Annotated in this window: 2 protein-coding genes; both read left to right on the top strand. The window is 69.6% G+C overall.

Annotated features, from left to right (window positions below; all coding sequences use genetic code 11):
* The coding region (locus tag KJ554_01795) for an efflux RND transporter periplasmic adaptor subunit (protein ID MBU0741066.1) at window positions 1-934 on the top strand (934 nt) is incomplete at its 5' end.
* Window positions 931-2552, top strand: a 1622-nt coding sequence (locus tag KJ554_01790; GenBank protein ID MBU0741065.1) for an efflux RND transporter permease subunit, incomplete at its 3' end; no start/stop codon positions are given. The genes KJ554_01795 and KJ554_01790, both read left to right, overlap by 4 nt.

The following is a 2552-nucleotide window of genomic DNA, read 5'->3' as shown; positions in this document are numbered from 1 at the left end:
CGCCAGCACCTACGACGCCACCGCGTCCCTGGAGGCCGAGAAGACCGCCCAGGTGCTGGCCCGCGTCTCCGGCCAGATCCTCGCCATCACCGCCGAGGAGGGCGACCGGGTCGCCGCCGGCGGCGCCCTGCTCCGGATCGACGACGCCGAGTACCGCTTTCGCATCGCCCAGGCCGAGGCCGCCACCGCCAACCTGCTCTCCAGGTTCAGCCGCATGGAGGCCATGCGCGCCGAGGAGCTGGCGTCGGAGGAGGAGTTCCAGGCCGCGCTCAGCGAGCTGGAGAACGCCCGGGCCGAGGAGAGCCTCACGCGGCTGACCCTGTCCTACACCGAAGTCGTCGCGCCCTTCGGGGGACGCGTCACGCGGCGTCTGGTGGACGTGGGGCAGACCGTTTCGGCCGGTACGCCACTCTTCGACATCTCCGACTTCGACCCGCTGCTGGCGCGCATCCACGTGCCCAGCCGCGAGTTCAACCGGTTGGAGCAGGAGCAGGATGTGGCGCTCGTCCTCGACAGCGACGGCACACGCCTGCGCGGCCGCATCACACTCATCAGCCCGGTGATCGATCCCGCCAGCGGCACCATCAAGATCACCGTCGAGGTTCCCGACTACCCGGCCGGCGTCAGACCGGGCGACTTCGCCAAGGTCCGCATCGTCACCGAACTGCGCGAGGGCACCGTCCTGATACCCCGCGCCGCCGTCCTTACCGACAAGGGTGAGACCTTCGTCTACGTCGCGGTCGACGACGTGGAGCACGCCGGCGACATACTGGCCGAGCGCCGCATCGTCGAGACCGGCTTCACCGACGACCTGCACACCGAAATCCTCTCCGGCCTCGCGCTGGGGGAGCGGGTCGTGGTGAAAGGCCAACGGTCGCTCAAGCACGGTACGCCGCTGAAGATCCTCGACGCGGTGGAAGCGGGGAGCCGATGAGGACCCTCGTCGATCTCGCCGTCCGTCGCCGGGTCAGCGTGGTGATGTCCGCCCTGGCGGTCGTCGCGTTCGGCCTGGTGGCCTACGGCCGGCTGTCCCTGGAACTCTTCCCCGACATCGCGTATCCGTCGATCACCGTCCAGACCGAGTTCCCCGACACCGCGCCCCAGGAGGTGGAGAACCTCGTCACGCGCCCGGTGGAGGAAGTGGTGGGCGTCCTGCGCGGGCTGCAGAACATCCACTCGGTGTCGCGGCCCGGCATTTCCGAGGTCACGCTCGAGTTCGCCTGGGGCACGGACATGGACCTGTTGTCCATGGAGATCCGCGAGAAGCTCGACCGGCTGATCCTGCCCGAGGAGACCACCGACCCGGTGGTGTTGCGCTTCGACCCCAGCCTCGATCCCATCGTCCGCCTGGCCCTGTCGGGCGACGCGGACCTGACCGTCCTGCGGCGGCTGGCCGACAAGCAGATCAAGCAGGACTTCGAGACCGTGATCGGCGTGGCGGCGGCGCAGGTGAAGGGAGGCCTGGAGGAGGAGATCCAGGTCGACGTGGACCAGGGAAGGCTCGCCGCCCTGGGCCTATCCCTGGACGATGTGCGCCAGGTCGTGGGCGTGGGCAACGTGAACCTGCCCGGCGGCGCCCTGCGCGGCCTGGACAGCCAGTACCTGATCCGCACCATCAACGAGTTCGACGATACGCAGGAGATCGCCGATCTCATCGTTCGCCGCGACGGTTCCGGCCAGGTGCGCGTGGGCGACGTGGCGACAGTGGTCTGGGGCAGCAAGGAGCGCGAGGAGATCACCCGCGTCGACGGCCGCGAGTCGGTGGAGATCTCGATCTACAAGGAGGGCGACGCCAACACCGTCACCGCCGCCCGCAATCTCCGCGCTCGCCTGGCCGAGTGGCAGACCGGCGACAAGCTGCCGCCGGGCGTCATTCTCACCGTGTTGTTCGACCAGTCGCGCTTCATCCAGCAGGCCGTGGACGAGGTGCGCAACGCGGCCCTCATCGGCGGCGTGCTGGCCGTCCTGCTGCTGCTGCTGTTCCTGCGCGACCTGCGCAGCACCCTGATCATCGCCACCTCGATCCCCATCTCGGTCGTGGCCACGTTCGTCGCCATGTACCGCCTGGACATCTCGCTGAACATCATGTCGCTGGGCGGGCTGACCCTGGGCATCGGCATGCTCGTGGACAACTCGATCGTCGTGCTGGAGTCGATCTTCCGCAAGCGCCAGCTGGGCCTGGGCCTGTTCCGCGCCGCCGTGGACGGCACCTCCGAGGTGGGTCCCGCAGTGATGGCCTCGACCCTGACGACGGTGGCCGTGTTCGTGCCCATCGTCTTCGTCGAGGGCGTCGCGGGTCAGCTCTTCCGCGACCAGGCCCTGACGGTGACCTTCAGCCTGCTCGCGTCGCTGGTCGTCGCGGTCACGCTGATCCCCATGCTCAGCGCGGCCGGCTCGCGGCTGCCCACCGCCAGGGAGCGCGCGGCGGCGGCCGGCGGGACGCTCGCCGCCGAGGCCGTCACCGACCGGCCCGTGATGACCATGGGCGCGTTCTCGCGCTTCTACGACGGCCTGCTGCGCGGCGCCCTGCGGCGCAAGACGGCGACCCTGCT

The sequence above is a fragment of the bacterium genome (assembly GCA_018814885.1).
GTDB lineage: Bacteria > Krumholzibacteriota > Krumholzibacteriia > LZORAL124-64-63 > LZORAL124-64-63 > JAHIYU01.
The sequence above is the reverse complement of the archived record's forward strand: the minus strand, read 5'-3'. Positions and strand labels throughout refer to the sequence as shown.